Raw genomic sequence first — 14,954 nt, 5'->3', positions numbered from 1 at the left:
CCATCTTTCGACATGTCAAAAGATGCTTACCTCCCTATATAAAAAAGCGAACCTCAATGGCTCGCCCTAATGTGCTGATACCTATAGAGTCAGCTTGTGATGCCTTTGTTCTGGCGCCACTCCTTGACAAATAATTCGGCAAAATAAGGATCCCATTGGGTTCCCTTTCCCTCTTCCAATATCATAACCGCCTTCTCTTCCTTCATACCTTGCCGATAGGGGCGATTAGACGTCATTGCATCATAAGCATCCGCTACAGCAATGATTCGTCCAAATAAGGGGATATCTTCCCCAGCGAGCTGGTCAGGATATCCTTTGCCATCATAACGTTCATGGTGCGAGCGCACGCCAGGCAAATAAGGGGCCATAGCATAAGCCGGTTCAACTTGCCGGAGAATGCTCTCCCCCATAACCGGGTGCATTTTAATCTGATCAAACTCCTCGTCCGTCAGCTTGCCGTCCTTGAGTAGCACAGCGTCAGCCACGCCGATTTTACCGATATCATGCAGCAAGGCTGTTTTGCGCAGCAAATCGATGTCCGCCTCATTCAAACCTCCCTTGCGCCCAATGAGTACAGAGTATTCAGCTACACGCAAAGAATGTCCTGCGGTATAGGCATCTCGTGCATCCAGTGCTGCCGCCAAGGTGGCGAAGTAACTGTCCAATAGCTGACCGTTCTTTTCTTCCCGTTCCTTTAGGCCCTCAATCATCATGTTAAATCCTTCGACCAGCTCCGCAAATTCGTCCGAATACAAATCGCTGGCATTACTGTTCAGGCGGCCTTCCTTCACTTCATTCATTTTTTCCAGCAGGTGGTGGATCGGCTGTTCGATCTCACGGGTCAGCAACCTGCCTCCCAGATAAGCAAAGGCTACACCAAAGATTAAAATCGCACCCGCCCATGCCCAATAGGAACTAGAATTCGCCGCCTCCAAACGTTCCAAGCGAATCTGTGTAGCTAAACAAAATAAAAATAAAGGAAAAGCACCAATGAGCGTCGCACTTAACTGAAATTTATGCCGAAGCGATAGCAGGACTCGTCCTCGCAGGGACAGGCTCAATCCATATTGCTGGTAGGTTCGATCCCGAATTTCCTCCAGCAGTGGTTTGATTGCTCTCATGGTCAGGAAAAATTCAACCAGTGCGTGCATGGAAGCAACCAGACAAGCTCCTATACAGGCGATTCCTACATAATAAAAGGGAAAAGTAAGTTGTCCAGTATGTATCATCCATAACGCAATGACGGTTGCCGGGATAGAGAAGCCTAACAAATGCGGTCCTACAATACGTAAAACTGACAAATTAGGCAGATGATGAACCCGGATATACACCGCTTCTACATCCTTGAGTGTTTCCTGGTTACCTAGAAAAAAACGATGAACTGGTCTCAAATGGATTCGAAACACTATGGTTTCACAAGCAATCATAATGACGCTGGAAAATGCAATAATTTTAACAAGACCCCAAATTTCATAGTGGGCTACATTTAACGTGGAAAATACAAAAATCATACCTACCAACAATACAGTGATAAACGAACCTATAATATAGTTCAGGATAACATGCTGAATAAAGCGCTTATAGGTCGGCAAATTGCTACCCCTCTTTTCATCCGTACACTCTAAAATATCTTGTGTATTCAATATCGGAGTCCAACCATCAAAAGTTTACCTTCTTGCTTGAGCATTTTACAATACGAAGACGACTTTTAGTCTGCAATTTATAGATGGGAAATCATACTATTCTTAATTAAGAAACCAAACACACCTTGTGTTTTAGATATATTCCTGCTATACTATTAAAGTATGTATTAACCCCATAAGATTCCACGCAACAAGCTATTACTCCTAATCACCGTATGGAGCTTCTCCAAATTTTATGTATAACCCTAATGTAGAATTTTGAGCTTTTGCCGAAGATTTTCACATTCACACTGGCGCGGTCATCGGAGCCGCAAGGACGAAAGAGAGGTAGGGCTTTTGTCGTTTGGAAAATGAACAGTGGAATCACACTGCCCCTTATGAACATGCTGACCATATATTGCAAGGTAGCAGGGGTTGAATATATATTATGCCATCAAACGATGAAGTTTGGGCAAGCTGTGCAGTACATGCAAACTGCACCCATCCTCCGGATGATCCCCGGGGGATTTTTCATTTTACGGAAACCGTATCATGAACAAAAAAATGACCCCGTCGATACATCGACAGGGCCTATAGCTTGATCAAAAAGGGGTTAATAGGGTCATTATAGTCTCGCTTTCTTAAAACTAAATGATATGCACCTTAAAAACTCATTAATTCTCCAGTTTTATATACCTTCTAATAATTCGTCCAATATTCTGTACCATCGGTCGGCATCGTTTGCGTAGTGGAACGTCTTGTTTCGGCTTGAGTGCGCCTTTGGGTCGAGGGACGCTCCCATCCTTCCAGTAAAACAACATGTTGGGTACCCGAATTGTTTTCCCAAGTGATGTAGCGCTCCTGTTCCATATGTCGCAAGGCGACTGTAATTTCAGCGTCTCGCTTGCCCGTTTTTACGGTCAATTCCGCCATTGTAGGCATGTGGCGATGCTGGGCGAAATAATTATACAAAATACGTAGCAGCTTTCGTTCCAAATCTGGCAACATCGTCTTCCCTCCTACAAAGAACATATGTTCCCATTATAACACATAAAAATGCACCCTCCTACTGGAAGATGCACTGGGCTTGTATTCCCATGTTGAATTCAGTTTTTTTCCTTCTCTTGACGACCGACAGAGCGCAGCCACCAAGCGACTCCACCAACACTTCCAAGTGCCAGAACCGTTAAGAAAATAATATAGAACAAATGAAATGCACGATCACTCATGGCAATCGCCTCCCTTACTTTATGTATACACTTTCCAGCTAAGCCTGTAAACCTCTTTTTGATCCCACATTCTAAATTTCCCCAAGAACTCGACAATAGATACTTGCTTGAGATCCATCGGTGCATACTAACTAAAAATGGTTAATACCAAATATGAGACAGACCAAGGAGGTTATCGAATATGAAATTCCTATTGATCGTGATCATCGTCGTGCTGATCGTTGTGTTGCTTATGAGAAGACGCAGATAAGCGGAGACATCCTGCATGGTTAAAAAGGAATACAAAAAGGGCTTTCGGCACATCACCGAAAGCCTTTATTCATATGAGGTTAGGGCTAAATTACGCCTTGTTCTTCTTGCTATATTTAATAAAAGCAATTACAAGCGCAACAGCAAACAATATTCCGCTGACTACCCATGTTGTCAGAAATGCCATACCCAAACCCACATTAGACCCCATCGTCGGGTGCTGCATGGCAGTAAACACCGAGCCCTGCATCATAAATATGGTACAGAATAAAACAACGGGCGCCAAAATAATCGTGCTTGCCGTCTTCCGACTACCAGATACTGCGATCACGCACAGAGCGGAAATCACCAAGATTACCCAATATATAACTGCTTCCCAAATCACTGAAGTGCCCACTGTTCAACCTCTTTTCTATCCATTCGTATATGCCTCTTCTATTGTAACAGACGTCACACAGTGAACCAAGCCATAATTTGATCAGAAAAGGGGTAAACTCTGCGAATAACGTAAATAATGTACAGTAGCAATCCTACATTAAAGACAGGAAAGGAAATGATTCCATGAGAAGTGCAAGCCCTTTTGTCATTGTAAACGACGTGCAGCAGTCAATTGACTATTACCAATCGGTTTTAGGCGGAAAAATCAAAGTGCTAAACAAGCAGGAAGGCAGACTCTTGCACGCTGAACTTCACCTGGGTAGCAGTCATATCCATTTTTCGGATTCCTACGGTAAGCCGCTGAAAGCACAGCATGTACAAATCATTCTCGACTGTGAAAGTGAGGACGAGCTTAAGCAGGCTTACCACGCACTAGCAGAAAAAGGTACCGTTACCGTGGAGCTACAAGATACTTTCTTTGGTGCGCTGCACTGCGAAGTAACAGATCACCTCAACCAGATTGGATGGGTGATGAACTATTTTAAGAGATGATCACGTTCAGCCATAACCGAATACGTCTTATAGCCACCATCAACGTTCCTCACCCGATAACCGTATTGGATCAAAATTCGGGCCGCAATATAGCCTCGCAGACCAACTTGGCAGGATACCGCGATCTCCAGATCACTAGGGATTTCCGCCATCCGCTCTCTAATCTCGGCCAGAGGAATATGAATCGAACCTGGAATGGCTCCTGCCTGTAGCTCCACTGCATCCCTAACATCAATAATAAGACCACCCTTTCGGTGAAAATCATCAACTTCATGCCACTGTATCGTTTGGACCAGCCCATCCATGATATTCGAAGCCACGTAGCCCGCCATATTCACAGGGTCTTTTGCTGAAGAATAGGGAGGTGCGTAAGCAAGTTCAATATCAGCCAGTTCTCGGACGTTCAAATGACCACGAATAGCCGTCGCAATGACATCAATTCTTTTGTCTGCTCCATCAGCTCCAACAGCCTGCGCCCCATAGATCATCCCATTCTCGGGATTAAAGAGCAGCTTCATAGCGATGGGTGATGCGCCAGGATAATAACCAGCATGCGAACCGGGATGAATATGAACAGCCTGATAAGGAACACCCAGCCGCTGTAATGTTTTTTCATTATTACCTGTAGATGCTGAAGTCAATGCAAAGGTCTTAATGACGGATGTTCCGAGCGCCCCATCATAAGAAATTGTCTGACCGTTAATATGATCTGCTGCCAAGCGCCCCTGACGATTGGCTCCCCAAGCTAGCGATACCATCGTTGCAAACCCATGATTGCGGTCCTTGACCTGGATGGCATCCCCCACCGCATAAATGGCCGGATCGCTGGTTTGCAGTTGGGCGTTGACCAGGATGGCGCCGCGAAAACCAAGTTCCAATCCGCTTTGCTTGGCCAACTCATTTTCAGGAACAACACCGATCGCCAGAATAACCATGTCCGTCTGAAGTACACCCCCGGAGGTCAAACGAAGTTGTGCACCCTGCTCTTCAAAAGCCGTGACTCCTTCCTCTAAACGCACCTCCACCCCGTTCAGTCTCATATGCTGTTCTACCCATTTGGCCATTTCAGGGTCCAGCGGATTCAATAATTGTTGTCCCATATCAATAATAGTTACTGCAAGTCCACGCTCCCGCAAATTCTCGGCCATCTCCAGCCCAATAAATCCGGCCCCGATCACCGTGACATGCTGGGGATGTCCTTCATCTACATATGCTTTAATGACGTCCGTGTCATGAATGTTTCTTAATGTAAATACATTCACAGCTTCATGTAATCCGGGAATGTCCGGTATCATCGGTTTGGCTCCCGGCGACAATACTACAATATCGTATGGCTGCTCATCTGTTTCCCCTGTAACCATATCGCGGAAATGGACGAGCTTCTGCTCGCGGTCTATTTGTATCACTTCTTTCAGTACCCTTACATCTATATTAAAACGGTCTCTTATCCCTTGAGGTGTCTGGAGAAACAGCTTCTCCCGCGCATGGATTGTCCCGCCAATATAGTAGGGAAGGCCACAGTTCGCAAAAGAAACATGCTCTCCGCGTTCAAACAGAGTAATCTCGTCTTCCTCATTCCATCTACGCAATCTCGCAGCAGCAGAAGCTCCACCTGCTACCCCGCCAATAATAACTATTTTTCTACCCACTTCTTCCCCTCCTTATATACCCTATGGGGTATAATATATACCTATGGGGGTATGTTGTCAACACGCAAAAAAAGACGGAGGTTGCCCCCCGCCTGATCAACCCTGAACGAATACCGATCTGGGTCGAAAAATCACTTGCGATGCTACACGAATGCTCTGTCACACTTAGTCTAAGAAGAGTCTACTGCTACTACTGCTGGCTGGCCGCGATCGCCTGCTCCAGATCATACAATATATCGTCTATTGCTTCTGTCCCGACAGATAGGCGTAACAGCTCCGGTTTGACTCCGGCAGCAACCTGTTCTTCCTCATTCAACTGCTGGTGCGTTGTGCTTGCCGGATGAATAATCAAAGACTTGGAATCACCTACATTCGCCAAATGAGAAAATAGCTTTACATTCGCAATTAGCTTGCTTCCCGCCTGGCTTCCACCTTTAATACCAAAGGTCAGGATTGCTCCTTGTCCTTTCGGCAAATACTTTTGAGCTAATGCGTAGGACGGGTGGCTCGGCAACCCGGTGTAGCTGACCCACTCCACATCCTTGTGGCCTTCGAGATATTGCGCTACCTTCAAGGCATTTTGACTATGTCTTTCCAGCCGCAGATGAAGTGTCTCCAAGCCTTGAAGCAGCAGCCATGAATTGAACGGAGAAATGGCAGCTCCCAAGTCCCGTAGCAATTGCACCCGTGCCTTGATAATATATGCGATAGGTCCCACCGCCTCGGTGTAAACAACTCCGTGGTAGCTCGGGTCCGGCTCAGTCAGCCCCGGGAAACGACCACTCGCTTTCCAGTCAAACTTGCCGCTGTCCACGATCACCCCACCAATAGACGTACCGTGTCCGCCAATAAACTTCGTTGCCGAATGCACGACAATGTCCGCTCCGTATTCAATAGGACGCAATAAGTAAGGACTTGGGAACGTGTTATCCACAATCAGCGGAATACCATATTCGTGCGCAATCGCCGCTACTGCTTCCACATCCAGCACATTGCCCTGTGGATTGCCAATCGTTTCGGCAAAGATGGCCTTCGTTTTATCCGTAATGGCATGGCGGAAATTCTCTGGATCATCCGAATCGACAAAATGCACCTTAATACCCAACTTGGGCAGTGTGGTAGAAAACAGATTATATGTACCGCCATACAGGCTGGAGGCTGATACAATTTCATCTCCAGCTCCCGCAATGTTCAGAATGGAGAAGGAAATCGCCGCCATTCCCGAAGCTGTGGCCAACGCGCCAGCCCCGCCTTCCAGTGCTGCAATCCGTTGCTCGAACACATCCGTGGTCGGATTCATCAGACGCGTATAAATGTTGCCGAATTCTTTCAGCGAGAACAAATCAGCCGCATGCTCGGCATCCCGAAATCCATATGAAGTGGTTTGGTACAACGGAACGGCGCGGGAAAAGGTAGTAGGATCAATCTCTTGTCCGGCATGGACAGCGAGAGTTTCGAATGACAGCTTGCGTTCTTCTGACATGATTATTTCCTCCCTTGTTATACGTGCTGTATGAATCGTCTCTTCCTGTATGCGTAGTCATGGATGATTTTTCAATTATTCTCGCACAAAAAGAACGATTTGGGAAGAAAATTCTCATTATTCAGGTAGGATATTATCATTTTATTTAAAGCATCAGGTTTCGGATCGAAAGGTTTTGCCCAAATGCTCACCCAGACCAAAATAATGGCGGAAATTATAGATGAGCGGACTCCACTTTGTCGGATCAATATGGTTCTCGCCGAGGATGATATCCTGATGAACATGCACCTGTATGGCTTGAGTTTCGACGATAGCAAAATAAGGAGAATGGTCAGGAATTCTTACATCCCTCACCTTGGCTTCAATTTGAATAGGGCACTCCCTAATTCGGGCAGGCTTGACCCTATTCGACTCAATCGAAGTGAGTCCGCTGATCTCATACTTATCTTTATGGTACATAAATCCATGTCCCTTTTTTTCCGCTGGAACAGGATTCTTACCTGTATAAGGAGCCAAACGTTCTACATTTTCCCACATGGAAGGTCCCGGAACATTGATTACACATTCGGGATGCCGCTCCATATTTTCTAATGCTTTGCCACCTGTTCCAATGCCTAGTACCACACAATCTCCTAATGCCCACGAGGAGGAAATCGGGCTAATATTGGTCGTTCCATCCTCATTCACCGTATTGAGTAAAATCACAGGGGTTCCGTAATATAAAATGCTAGGGTTAATCGTTTTAACGTCTGGGCTATGATTCATTCCATTCATCTGATTTATTGGGTTCATTATCTCTTCTCCTTCTATTCAGATCTGCCTCCCTATTGTAAAATATAAATATTTCAACCTTCATCGAAGTATGGATTACAAAGGGGGATAACCGTGCCATGAGCACCAAGTCAAATGTAGCTATGATTGCTTCTCTTGTTAGCGAGCCTTCTCGTGCAGCTATACTCACCGCTTTATTAGACGGCAGGTTCCACACGGCAAGTGAGTTGGCCCATATGGCAGGCATCAAACCGCAAACGGCCAGCTTCCATCTGGCTAAAATGACCGAGGCACACGTCGTTACTGTGGAAAAACAAGGGCGTCACCGTTACTATGGCATTCAAGACCCCGAAGTTGCCCGGGTGATGGAGTCATTTTTATCCATAGCTCCACCTGTTCCAATCAAGTCATTCAAACAAGCCTCCGAAAACGAGGCCATACGGTTGGCAAGAACTTGCTACGATCATGTTGCGGGTCAATTAGGCGTACAGCTCATGAATTTTTTCATGCAAAAGGGGATTCTTTCCGAGGATCAGGACGGGCTTCATATTACGGACCAAGGAGAGACTTTCTTCACTGACTTTCAGATTGACCTTACAAAAACAAGACAAAAGCGCCGCTCCTTCTCACATAAATGCCTGGATTGGAGTGAACGACGCCATCACCTTGCCGGTGCTTTAGGAAGTGCTATTCTGGACAGATTATTCGAATTACATTGGATCGAGCGTCTGCCTACAACCCGAGCGATACGTATTACAGCCGAGGGTAAAAGAGGTTTTAAAGAGATATTTTCGATAGAGGTCGACTAGATCATCAGAGCCCTTTTATTTTTCGCATTACCTCAAATCAAGCAGACTGTTTGAATTGGGCAATAGCAATGGCGGAGTCCTGAAAGTTAACTCCTGTCGTAGTAAGCAGGATAAATTAAGAAGCTTTCCCGCTCTGATCCGCCGCTTTTGCCCCATCTGCCGGAGAAGGTTGAATGGTATTATGAAAAAAAGGTAGCCACAGCCACATACGTCTCCTTTTCATAGTCAATGATGTGTATACATATGACTAATCCGCATATCAAGACTGTGCGTTTCCCCAGAGTAATGAAACAGGTGTGGGCTGGATGAAGCTGTTCATTGATCAACCTCTCTTGAAGAACTCTACCGTTTCGTTAAATGATTGCTGAGCCGAATGTACGTTATATCGGGGAGAGTACGGATCACTGAATCCGTGCTGTCCGCTGAATTTATGTACCCGGATATTACGGTTATCTAAAATTGAAATGAGCTCATCCACATTAAATGATGGTTCTTCCTGTGGGAAAAAAAGCAGTGTTGGACAATGTGGAGTTATTTCTAAATAATTCCTAATACGAGAGCCATAGTATCCTACAATTCCATCAACATACTTTTCTTTACTACACAGCCAGGCAACCGTTGCCCCTATGCTAAAGCCGACGATAAATACCTTTTTATAGCGAGCTCGAATACTTAATAATAAACTTTCGATATGATAGAAAGAGCGTTCAAATCCTATATTTTTTATAAAATTGGTATAGGCACTTTCCTCTTGCGAATAGTCATAAGGCGTTTCTTTGCCTAGTAAATTTGGACAAATGACATCATAACCCTGATCTGATAATAGGCTACAAAAATTTTGTATATGCTTGTTAATCCCATAAATCTCATGCAGTACAACAATTAGGGTGCTCGACTTTTTATCTATGCTTATCATATTGTCCCCCTAACCAGTTTTGAATATGGGAAAATAATTCATCCGGATACGCGTATTTTTGCAGCAATAATTGTTTACAGTCCATATCTCTTTGCTTAGCTACCCACAGATCATTACGCAAAATTTGTTTAGCCACATATAGAGAGGCGAAGCAATACATATTAACAACCTGTAGATAAGCACCTTCAGATATCGGAGGAGTACCCGGGATCGTAGTGGTTTGAGGGATGATTTGGTTTCCATTTCCCATCTTATCGAACAGCATCCTAACCCCCCGCTGAAACCCTTCAGGAATACGCCCATTTTTGATTATATGATCCAGATCAGAAATATGACGGAATAGAAAATCAACCTCAGCCCCTTGGTCAAAGAGAACGAGTTTTTCCGGATCCCCTTTTGCCGTTCGAAACATAAAGCTGGTCCAAACTTTGCCGATGTTTAGTAACCATTGATCATTTTGAAGATAGTAATCTGGATTCGTTGAAAAGACGACTACATCCAAGTCAGAAAACTCATCAAAAGGCTTGTCCTCTCTTGCCCGGGACCCAACGATATAAACCGCAATAATTTCCTTATTAGAGATTCCCCATTCGGATATACGCTCCTCAAGCACTTCGTAAGCATTATTCATTACAATATATCCTCCTTTTTTAGAAAACATTATATCCAATCCAATAATTACGGTATATATTTTTAGTTAACATTCAAAGGAATGCTGCCTGATATACACCATTCATCAAATCAATTTCCCAATCTTCATCCTGTGATATAATTCTTTCAATATTACAGTTTGGAAGGATGGTGCAGATGTCGGAGCAGCGAGTATACATCCGGTTCTCTGAGGAGACGGACGCCGCAGAGTTGGCAGCAATGTACAAGCGCAATCGAGAATTCTTTGAGAAGTTTTCGCCAAACAGCCAAGAGAAGTACTATACGGAGGAGCACCAGCTCCAGACGATTATTAAAAGCAAGGCCGACATGATGGAAGACCGGAAATATTCCTTCGTGGTATGCCACAAGGAGGACGACCGGATTATAGGCAGCATAAGCCTATCTTTTGTGGTGAGAGGACCGCTTCAGAGCTGTATGATCGGATACAGCCTAGATCAAGCATATAACGGCAAGGGCTATATGACGGAGGCGGTGAAGCAGGTGGTTCGCTATGCTTTCGATAAGCTAAAGTTTCACCGGATCTTCGGGGAAGCCTCTCCCCAGAATCCAGGATCCATACGTGTGCTTGAGAAGGCTGGCTTTCACAAAGAAGGCATCTCTCGAAGCAACGTAAAGATCAACGGAAAATGGGAGGATCACCAGGTTTTGGCGATTATAAATCCGTCAGAGGATATCTAGTTTAAAAGGAGGTTATTATGAAGTATCAATCCATCAAACTGAATGAAAAGTTATCTAAGTTTAGTGATCATTGGTCTCCGAAAGTTATTGGTGAAATGAATGACTATCAATTTAAATTGGTGAAAATAGTTGGGGATTTTGTATGGCATGATCATCAGGATACCGACGAGGTCTTTATTGTACTTGAAGGTGAGATGTTCATTGATTTTAGAGATGGACGGGTACAAGTTTCTCAGGGAGAGATGTTTATTGTACCTAAGGGGGTCGAACATAAACCTTTCGCCCATGAGGAGTGCCATATCATGCTAGTAGAGCCGAGGGGAGTGGTAAATACTGGAGGAGCAGAGTCAGAATTAACGGCAGCCAATGATACTTGGATTTGAATATATAGCAATAATTAGAAGTGAACAAGAAAAATTGAAGCTGATCGGAGATGGGGCGTATGCACTCCGTAGCTGTCTATTATTGCACTAAGCAACGGGCAGGGGGGATAGTTAAACAAAAATTTCGAGAAAGGAAGAGTATAGTGGATGATAAGAAACGCAGAATTTAAGAATAGTTATGCAGGATGGCGAGAAGTAGAAATAAAGGATTCCTCTCTAGGCATTACATTTCCCATGATGGTAATGTATCCAACGGACGAACCCGAACAAATAGAGCGATTGGGTCCATACCAGTTAGAGTTGGCGAGAGAGGCAGGGCCATCGGAAGGAAGGTTCCCTTTGGTTATCATCTCTCACGGTACTGGCAGTACACCGCTTGTGTATCGGATTTTGGCGCAGTATTTAGCACGTAATGGTTTTATTGTCGGCATTCCAGAGCATCCATTTAACAATCGAAATGATAATAGTCTGGAAGGGACTGCCCAGAATCTTATCTATAGACCTAGACATCTTAATATGGCCACCGATTGGTTTTTCGATAGTATGCTGTTCAAGGACAATTTGATACAGAATGCTGTGTCGCTCATTGGACATTCCATGGGTGGTTATACGGTATTAGCAGCGGCAGGTGGCGTGCCGACTTCTTTTCCTCACGAGACCTCGGACGGAAAGCCCCAGCTTATAGAGGTTACACCAGATTACCGAGTAAAATGCCTCGTTTTACTAGCGCCAGCGTCGGTCTGGTTTCGAGCTGAAGATAGCTTGCGTACGGTTAATCTACCTATCTTAATGATGGATGCAGAGAAGGATCAGTACACTCCTTCTTTACACGCGCGTATAATATTGGATGGCGTGCTGGACCCTAAGAAGGTACAATACAAAACAGTAAAAAACGCCGGACATTTCTCCTTTCTGAGTCCTTTCCCGAAATCGATGAGGACTCCAGCCTTTCTCCCATCGCAAGACCCTCCCGGCTTTGATCGCGAACATTTCCATAGGGGACTTAATGCTGACATATTGGATTTTCTATATGCTCATACACGTTAGTTGGATGACAACAGCGGCTGTCTAAGACTTTATCTTTCAAGTCTTGGTCCGCCGCTGTTTGATTTTTTGTTCAGTCTAAAGCTTTATTTCCACTGGATATTTTACAGAAACTGTGTTCTTTTGGCTGGGCTCTCTCAGTGCATGATTTCTCTCTTATTCACCTTAACACCTGATAAGGATTGATCAAACATATCGAGAATAAAAAGGAACCTCTCAGCTTCACGAAATACATGATCGGCTAATAAAGGATGGATAATGCTTTTTATTCGGCACTCGTCGATTAAATCACGCGCTGTTTTCTTAAAATCACGCAAGGACTTCACAGAGACACGGTTCTCATCAACAAATTGACTCAGGAGTGGAACGGTTTGTGACTGTGGTCGCATATGACTTAGGTCAATCGCTTGAAACATTAGCATATCAAAATCATTACTAAACTCCCTAGCTTGTTCAACCAGTTTACGTTCGGATGGATCAAGCAAATGGCCTATAAATTTTGCGTGATCGGCCATGATTTTTAAGAAAAATACATTTTCGTCAATAATAGCATCAGGTAAGGGTTCAAGTGTTCCTGAATTCAGTTCTCCTAAACGGTTTCTGAAATAATTTGCTTCCCGACTTACGTGATCTACCAGTAAAGGAAAATTGGTTTGTCCAGGAAGCTTGCATTGTAATATAAGGCCCAGTACCATCCTCTTAAATGCCCAAATATTCGTCGCCGCATTCTGAACTTCCGTATTAAACTCTTTGATTGTATAAGGATCTGTCTTGTTATTAAATTCATGCGACCTTTTCTCGATATCCTCGAAAATAGCGTAAAACTGATTGGCTTCTGTTTTAAGTTGAGTATCTTCCGCTCTAAAACCTAACCCCAGAAAAAAGGAATGCTCCTTCATAATCCTCGACCAAAATCGTATTTCATCTAATGAGCGCGCTACGAATGCATCCAATCATATCCCTCCTCTATGTGAGCAAAAAGCACTTACTTAGTCATATGGGATATGCCAGGTCATTATGAATGATGAAGTTCCAAATCTCATACAAATCTAATTTTGAAGTTGAGCTATTGTGACTCGTAACTCTGTTGCCTTATTTATGTACCTGAAATATTTCTTCATACTGGCTAATGACCGTCAAAGTTATTAGATCTTTTAGAGTTTTCTCCTTTTCATACTTTCGACGACCTAGGTTCCCCTGAAACAAATTAAATTCCATAATAATACTCATATTTGAATTTATATCATTTAATGTTTGGACATTTCTCCCAATCTAGTTCTATAATTCACTTGTTATTACATATATTTAGGAGGAAGTCATGAACAATATTATATTCAAAAAACTAGGAACAATAGTGTTAGCCCTTCTCATTGGAGCTTCGGTGTTCTCATTGTTCCCTACCGTTACAAACGCAGAGACTACAAATGTGACTTGGACAAATGGATCTTTAGTAAGGATTCTTGGGAGTAACGGTGATGCCGACAAAGCAACTATTGGGAAAGCTTCAGGCAAATGGTTCTGGGAAGTAAGCGTAAATGATAATAGGTACGATTCTATAACTTTAATAGGAATTACTGGGGAAACAGGTACACTACCCACATCGTCATGGGAAATGATGGCTAAATATGGCTTGGATGGTCAACTGTTAATTAGAACAAAAAACACATCAAACAATATTCAAAGAACTCCTTATGGTAGTATGTTTGGCAGCAATGACGTGATTGGTGTAGCTTTAGATTTGGACAACGACAAAGTCACATGGTACAAAAATGGGGTTTCCCAAGGAACAAGCATTGCAAAACCTTCAGAGCTTGCTGGATCACAAGTGTTCCCACTAATCTACAATGGCAATGCATCAGAAAAAAAACTTACTGCTAATTTTGGAGCAAGCGCTTTTAAATATTCTGTACCAGAAGGTTTTTTACCTTATCAAGATTCGGATACATCTACAACACCTGATCCATCTACAAAGCCTGACCCGTCTACTACACCGGATCCATCCACTAAGCCCGATCCGTCTACTACACCGGATCCATCCACTAAGCCCGATCCGTCTACTACACCGGATCCGTCCACTAAGCCCGATCCGTCGGATACAGATGGGGCCTCCCAACCAACTGGTGATCGTGCCATTCTCACTGTAACCATGGACAATGGGTTTGATAAAGAATTCGATTTGAGTAAAAAAGAACTGAATGCCTTCATCGCTTGGTATGACGCTAAAGATGCTGGTAGAGGTGCTTCTTTCTTTGCCATTGACAAGCACAATAACAACAAAGGTCCATTCAGCAATCGCAAAGACTACGTAATCTTCAACAAAATTCTCACATTTGAAGTAAGCGAATATTCAACTAAATAAACATATGAAGGGCTTCATGTCGGCTAACATGCCGATGAAGTCCTTCTTTATATTTACTTAATCTCGAAATCACGCCTAAACTGCTATAACTGGACGATACATTTTTTCTAGACTAAAAGTTTGCAAATCGTTCTTTAAACAAAAAAAGCACGGCTTCCAA

Annotated in this window: 16 protein-coding genes; 6 read left to right on the top strand and 10 right to left on the bottom strand. The window is 43.7% G+C overall.

What is annotated here, in order from left to right; translation table 11 throughout:
* Nucleotides 1–89 precede the first annotated feature (89 nt).
* The 4 genes from MKY98_RS02550 to MKY98_RS02535 all read right to left on the bottom strand — a co-directional run bounded on the left by MKY98_RS02550 (nucleotide 90) and on the right by MKY98_RS02535 (nucleotide 3,497).
* Entirely contained in the window at nucleotides 90–1,592 is a 1,503-nt protein-coding gene (locus tag MKY98_RS02550; protein ID WP_069010801.1) for an HD-GYP domain-containing protein, read from the bottom strand.
* 729 nt (nucleotides 1,593–2,321) lie between these two features.
* Complete coding sequence (locus MKY98_RS02545) at nucleotides 2,322–2,630, bottom strand: hypothetical protein (RefSeq protein WP_029516002.1); 309 nt, start codon at nucleotides 2,628–2,630, stop codon at nucleotides 2,322–2,324.
* Nucleotides 2,631–2,728: 98 nt separating this feature from the next.
* Nucleotides 2,729–2,851, bottom strand: coding sequence for a hypothetical protein (locus tag MKY98_RS02540; RefSeq protein ID WP_256026045.1), 123 nt, complete (start codon nucleotides 2,849–2,851; stop codon nucleotides 2,729–2,731).
* A gap of 340 nt (nucleotides 2,852–3,191) precedes the next feature.
* Complete coding sequence (locus MKY98_RS02535; RefSeq protein ID WP_238794843.1) at nucleotides 3,192–3,497, bottom strand: hypothetical protein; 306 nt, start codon at nucleotides 3,495–3,497, stop codon at nucleotides 3,192–3,194.
* A 164-nt stretch (nucleotides 3,498–3,661) separates the two neighbouring features.
* On the opposite strand from MKY98_RS02535, the gene MKY98_RS02530 reads away from it, so the two are divergent.
* Nucleotides 3,662–4,030 carry a VOC family protein gene (locus MKY98_RS02530; RefSeq protein ID WP_069010799.1) on the top strand — a complete coding sequence of 123 codons (369 nt, stop codon included), beginning with the start codon at nucleotides 3,662–3,664 and terminating at the stop codon, nucleotides 4,028–4,030.
* Here MKY98_RS02530 and MKY98_RS02525 read toward each other — a convergent pair.
* The 3 genes from MKY98_RS02525 to MKY98_RS02515 form a co-directional block, all read right to left on the bottom strand.
* Nucleotides 4,015–5,679: a CoA-disulfide reductase gene (locus MKY98_RS02525; RefSeq protein WP_069010798.1), complete on the bottom strand. Its 1,665-nt coding sequence runs from the start codon at nucleotides 5,677–5,679 to the stop codon at nucleotides 4,015–4,017. The two genes, MKY98_RS02530 and MKY98_RS02525, sit on opposite strands and share 16 nt — an antisense overlap.
* 190 nt (nucleotides 5,680–5,869) lie before the next feature.
* Nucleotides 5,870–7,162, bottom strand: coding sequence for a homocysteine synthase (locus tag MKY98_RS02520; protein ID WP_039270330.1), 1,293 nt, complete (start codon nucleotides 7,160–7,162; stop codon nucleotides 5,870–5,872).
* A gap of 153 nt (nucleotides 7,163–7,315) precedes the next feature.
* A complete protein-coding gene (locus MKY98_RS02515; protein ID WP_049816915.1) occupies nucleotides 7,316–7,954 on the bottom strand; it encodes a flavin reductase family protein in 639 nt (212 codons plus the stop codon).
* 98 nt (nucleotides 7,955–8,052) lie between these two features.
* On the opposite strand from MKY98_RS02515, the gene MKY98_RS02510 reads away from it, so the two are divergent.
* Nucleotides 8,053–8,742, top strand: coding sequence for an ArsR/SmtB family transcription factor (locus MKY98_RS02510; RefSeq protein WP_029516008.1), 690 nt, complete (start codon nucleotides 8,053–8,055; stop codon nucleotides 8,740–8,742).
* 322 nt (nucleotides 8,743–9,064) lie between these two features.
* On the opposite strand, the gene MKY98_RS02505 is transcribed toward MKY98_RS02510, so the two are convergent.
* Both MKY98_RS02505 and MKY98_RS02500 read right to left on the bottom strand, forming a co-directional pair.
* The gene (locus tag MKY98_RS02505) at nucleotides 9,065–9,658 is read right to left on the bottom strand and encodes a dienelactone hydrolase family protein (protein ID WP_069010797.1); all 594 of its coding nucleotides are present in this window, start codon (nucleotides 9,656–9,658) and stop codon (nucleotides 9,065–9,067) included.
* Complete coding sequence (locus MKY98_RS02500; protein WP_069010796.1) at nucleotides 9,642–10,289, bottom strand: aminoglycoside 6-adenylyltransferase; 648 nt, start codon at nucleotides 10,287–10,289, stop codon at nucleotides 9,642–9,644. Before MKY98_RS02500 ends, MKY98_RS02505 begins: the two co-directional genes overlap by 17 nt.
* Before the next feature lie 176 nt (nucleotides 10,290–10,465).
* Between MKY98_RS02500 and MKY98_RS02495 the strand changes: the two genes are divergently transcribed.
* From MKY98_RS02495 to MKY98_RS02485, 3 genes are all read left to right on the top strand, one after another.
* On the top strand, nucleotides 10,466–11,008 hold the full coding sequence (locus MKY98_RS02495; RefSeq protein WP_069010795.1) for a GNAT family N-acetyltransferase: 543 nt from the start codon (nucleotides 10,466–10,468) through the stop codon (nucleotides 11,006–11,008).
* A gap of 17 nt (nucleotides 11,009–11,025) precedes the next feature.
* Complete coding sequence (locus tag MKY98_RS02490; RefSeq protein ID WP_039270324.1) at nucleotides 11,026–11,391, top strand: cupin domain-containing protein; 366 nt, start codon at nucleotides 11,026–11,028, stop codon at nucleotides 11,389–11,391.
* A 147-nt stretch (nucleotides 11,392–11,538) separates the two neighbouring features.
* The gene (locus tag MKY98_RS02485) at nucleotides 11,539–12,438 is read left to right on the top strand and encodes an alpha/beta hydrolase family protein (RefSeq protein WP_069010794.1); all 900 of its coding nucleotides are present in this window, start codon (nucleotides 11,539–11,541) and stop codon (nucleotides 12,436–12,438) included.
* A gap of 134 nt (nucleotides 12,439–12,572) precedes the next feature.
* Here the strand turns inward: MKY98_RS02485 and MKY98_RS02480 are convergent, their stop codons facing one another.
* A complete protein-coding gene (locus tag MKY98_RS02480; protein WP_039270320.1) occupies nucleotides 12,573–13,388 on the bottom strand; it encodes a DUF2935 domain-containing protein in 816 nt (271 codons plus the stop codon).
* A 365-nt stretch (nucleotides 13,389–13,753) separates the two neighbouring features.
* On the opposite strand from MKY98_RS02480, the gene MKY98_RS02475 reads away from it, so the two are divergent.
* Complete coding sequence (locus tag MKY98_RS02475; RefSeq protein WP_069010793.1) at nucleotides 13,754–14,794, top strand: SPRY domain-containing protein; 1,041 nt, start codon at nucleotides 13,754–13,756, stop codon at nucleotides 14,792–14,794.
* Nucleotides 14,795–14,954 lie beyond the last annotated feature (160 nt).

Origin of the sequence: Paenibacillus sp. FSL M8-0228, from assembly GCF_038007385.1 — a bacterium.
GTDB lineage: Bacteria > Bacillota > Bacilli > Paenibacillales > Paenibacillaceae > Paenibacillus > Paenibacillus polymyxa_D.
The sequence above is the reverse complement of the archived record's forward strand: the minus strand, read 5'-3'. Positions and strand labels throughout refer to the sequence as shown.

Coding starts and splice junctions, on each gene's coding strand:
- MKY98_RS02545 (WP_029516002.1), bottom strand. CDS start 2,630: ATGTTGCCAGATTTGGAACGAAAGCTGCTACGTATTTTGTATAATTAT.
- MKY98_RS02540 (WP_256026045.1), bottom strand. CDS start 2,851: ATGAGTGATCGTGCATTTCATTTGTTCTATATTATTTTCTTAACGGTT.
- MKY98_RS02530 (WP_069010799.1), top strand. CDS start 3,662: ATGAGAAGTGCAAGCCCTTTTGTCATTGTAAACGACGTGCAGCAGTCA.
- MKY98_RS02520 (WP_039270330.1), bottom strand. CDS start 7,162: ATGTCAGAAGAACGCAAGCTGTCATTCGAAACTCTCGCTGTCCATGCC.
- MKY98_RS02515 (WP_049816915.1), bottom strand. CDS start 7,954: ATGAACCCAATAAATCAGATGAATGGAATGAATCATAGCCCAGACGTT.
- MKY98_RS02510 (WP_029516008.1), top strand. CDS start 8,053: ATGAGCACCAAGTCAAATGTAGCTATGATTGCTTCTCTTGTTAGCGAG.
- MKY98_RS02505 (WP_069010797.1), bottom strand. CDS start 9,658: ATGATAAGCATAGATAAAAAGTCGAGCACCCTAATTGTTGTACTGCAT.
- MKY98_RS02500 (WP_069010796.1), bottom strand. CDS start 10,289: ATGAATAATGCTTACGAAGTGCTTGAGGAGCGTATATCCGAATGGGGA.
- MKY98_RS02495 (WP_069010795.1), top strand. CDS start 10,466: ATGTCGGAGCAGCGAGTATACATCCGGTTCTCTGAGGAGACGGACGCC.
- MKY98_RS02490 (WP_039270324.1), top strand. CDS start 11,026: ATGAAGTATCAATCCATCAAACTGAATGAAAAGTTATCTAAGTTTAGT.
- MKY98_RS02485 (WP_069010794.1), top strand. CDS start 11,539: ATGATAAGAAACGCAGAATTTAAGAATAGTTATGCAGGATGGCGAGAA.
- MKY98_RS02475 (WP_069010793.1), top strand. CDS start 13,754: ATGAACAATATTATATTCAAAAAACTAGGAACAATAGTGTTAGCCCTT.